The organism is Microcystis sp. M31BS1 (genome assembly GCF_020245285.1).
Classification (GTDB): Bacteria; Cyanobacteriota; Cyanobacteriia; order Cyanobacteriales; family Microcystaceae; genus Microcystis; species Microcystis panniformis.
In genome coordinates this window covers 1-2735 of record NZ_JADBVE010000031.1, presented here as the reverse complement: position 1 = coordinate 2735, position 2735 = coordinate 1, and the positions used below count along the sequence as shown (strand labels likewise).

The 2735-nt window shown below is 43.8% G+C and carries 2 protein-coding genes; one reads left to right on the top strand and one right to left on the bottom strand.

What is annotated here, in order from left to right; translation table 11 throughout:
* Positions 1-159: 159 nt before the first annotated feature.
* Positions 160-942, bottom strand: coding sequence for a DUF2092 domain-containing protein (locus IM509_RS01665; RefSeq protein WP_052276981.1), 783 nt, complete (start codon positions 940-942; stop codon positions 160-162).
* Positions 943-1314: 372 nt separating this feature from the next.
* On the opposite strand from IM509_RS01665, the gene IM509_RS01660 reads away from it, so the two are divergent.
* Positions 1315-2331 (top strand): AraC family transcriptional regulator, encoded by a 1017-nt coding sequence (locus tag IM509_RS01660; protein ID WP_052276982.1) that lies wholly within the window; start codon positions 1315-1317, stop codon positions 2329-2331.
* Positions 2332-2735: the final 404 nt, after the last annotated feature.

The window sequence follows — 2735 nt, the reverse complement described above, 5'->3', positions numbered from 1 at the left end:
TGAAATGGGGCGAAAGTCTGTGGACTCTGTGTAAGACAGTACATGGTTTTTTAACTGTGGTATGCGACGGTGGTGGAAGCAGAAACTTAAATCGTGAGGTTTAGGAATCGCCGCACTTTTAGGGCGGCGAGGATGTCAACAGCGAAATCCTCCAGATATTTAAGGTTGGGGAGAGGGAGCTAAAGCCGGGGGTTCGGGACGAGCGAAAGGAATCGGTTTAGCTTGATTGCTATTAGTAAAGGTAAAGGTGTTCGGAGCGTTCGGAATATCGAGTTGCCAGTTATCAAAGGCGACCTGATGACGAAGACGGGCGGGATCGTCGCGATAGACGGCGCGGATCATGCGGGGCAGTTTATCTTCGACCCCGATCCACAATTGGGCAAAAATTTTGTTATTAGCGATCGCTATCATCTTGGTGGTGGTTCCTCCCACCACTTGCGATTGTCCGATCAAGAAGGCATAGGTCAAACCGGGGGCGATATCTTGGTAGGGATCGGCAACGATGATATCGGTAAAGGGGAAATAGATGGCGGCGGCATCGTAAGCCAATTTTAAAGCGGCATCGAGATTGTTAGGCGCTTTGGTGACAGCCACCAGATTTTCCGTTGGCAAATAGGCGGTAATAGTTTTGCCATCGTAGTAGAATTGGTTAGCCTGACCGTCTCCCGGACTAATCACCCTGAGCTTATTGGGCCGTTCCAGGGTGACATCGGCGATCGTTGTGTACACCAGAGGTGGGCCGATACGACTGGGACTCTCGTAGGTGATAGTGGCGGTAAAGGCCAGGGAACGAGCGGCACTTAAGCGATCGCTCATTTGCTTGAGAATTGCTAGGGCCTTGGGTTCAATTTTTGGGGGAGTTTCTGCTGAGACCGGGGAAACGATTCCCAGCCCAGAGGAGCTAATTAGACCCAGTAAAAGGATTTTTGGCAGAAAATTCATGGCAGCTCTGAAAATCTGGTTTTTGTTAATGTGCTTAGACTGCTCGCAAAAATAACCGAGGAATTATTAATTAAACTGGTGACTTGTTTTTTGATTGATTGATGGCTTTTACCGCTTCTCTTGCTGGAGAACCTCTATTTTATTCCTCAATTCTAAGATTTGGTTGTTTTCATCAGCAAAAGTTTATAAATTTGACCTGGGGGAAGTCAGGGCATTGTTCTGTCGAAAAAGAGTCACGAGTCGAGGTAATAGATGGTAGTTTTCACAATTTCGACATTCAATATAGCGTGTCATCAAAATTTTTCTTGCCATCTCACGCCAAAATCGCGATAATCTTCACAGTTTCCTTTCGCCGACTTGTTCTCTAATGAGATGAAATATATCCCCCTGCTTCGGGTTAATACTTTGTTACCCTTTGTTACGTTTCTTCATCGCATCGGTTCCCCCACGGAAAAATTATTAGAGGAGGTAAAATTACCCTTATTTGCGCTCGATCATCCCGAATCTTTAATCCCACGTCATCAGGCCTTCTCGTTGATCGAGAAAGCGGCGCACAGAGAAGGTATAGACAACTTAGGATTATTAGTAGGGAAGGCAACTTCGATCGCTGATTTAGGGACTTTCGGGCGAATTATTTGTCAGTCTTTGACTGTCTATGATGCTTTTAATACGGTCAAAAACATGATCACTGCTAACAATTCAGGGGAAATATTCTGGATTAAAGAACAGGAAGAAACCGCTTATTTTTGTCAGCGTTATCTCCACAATCAGGAGGTTAATTGTCATTATGCTGCCCAATTTGCTTCAAGACTGATGATCGAATTAGTTAGTATCGCCCTAGGAAAATTATGGCAGCCGCCGAAAATTTATCTTCAGGGTGAGCGGGGCTGCGACTTAAAAGATGAATCTTTAAGCAGAACTAAAATTCGTGCGGGAATGGGGTTTACTGCTATTGTTTTTCCTCGTTCTTTTCTGAGTTTACCTCTTAAATTTCCCGTAGCTTTAGATAATAAACCGAGTCAAAAAGATCGGGAAAATCTCTATTCTTCCTCCCCTGTACAGAATATAAGTGGCTCTTTAAAACAGGTGATTACTCCTCTTTTACCCAACGGTTATCCCGATATTAACTTAGCCAAAGAAATCACCGGCATGAGTGTCCGTACCCTACAAAGAAGGTTAGGAGAAGAAGGTTTAACCTATACTCAGGTAGTGGAAAAAATTCGTTTTGAGCAAGCAGTTTTGTGGCTGCAGGAACCCCAGATAAAATTAATTGATATTGCCATGGAATTAGGTTACAGTGATCCCGCCCATTTTACTCGCGCTTTTAAGCGTTGGACAGGATTATCACCTCGGGATTTTCGTCGTCAAAAATTGGCTAATTATCAATAGACCTCTAGAGGAGGGGTAAGGGGCCAGTGTTCTCGGAGTCTGGACAAGAAAACACCAAGAGATTGAACAAAATTAATTACACCTATGGAAGGGACTATTGCAAGAGTGCCTATCCTAACCAAAAAATTAAGGCTCTCTTGGTTTAGCTTGGTTAAATATGGCCTAGCATACAGTTTTTCTCAGGTGATCCCAGAAAGATTAAGGATAAACCACAGAGGCAGAAAGAACAAAGAGAGGAAGACAGATTCGAGCGGTAAAACTTATTTATCGAAAATTTGGGTTAAAACCCCGTCGTTTTACGACGGCTTTTCCTGATTTTTGATGTAGCACTTAAGAACTTCCAGTGGCGCACCTCTCAGTTATCAGTTATCAGTTATCAGTTATCAGTGGGTAAGTTATCAGTT

What these genes read in the sequence shown, in the direction of transcription:
- IM509_RS01660 (WP_052276982.1), top strand. Translation starts at nt 1,315, where the DNA reads ATGAAATATATCCCCCTGCTTCGGGTTAATACTTTGTTACCCTTTGTT.
- IM509_RS01665 (WP_052276981.1), bottom strand. Translation starts at nt 942, where the DNA reads ATGAATTTTCTGCCAAAAATCCTTTTACTGGGTCTAATTAGCTCCTCT.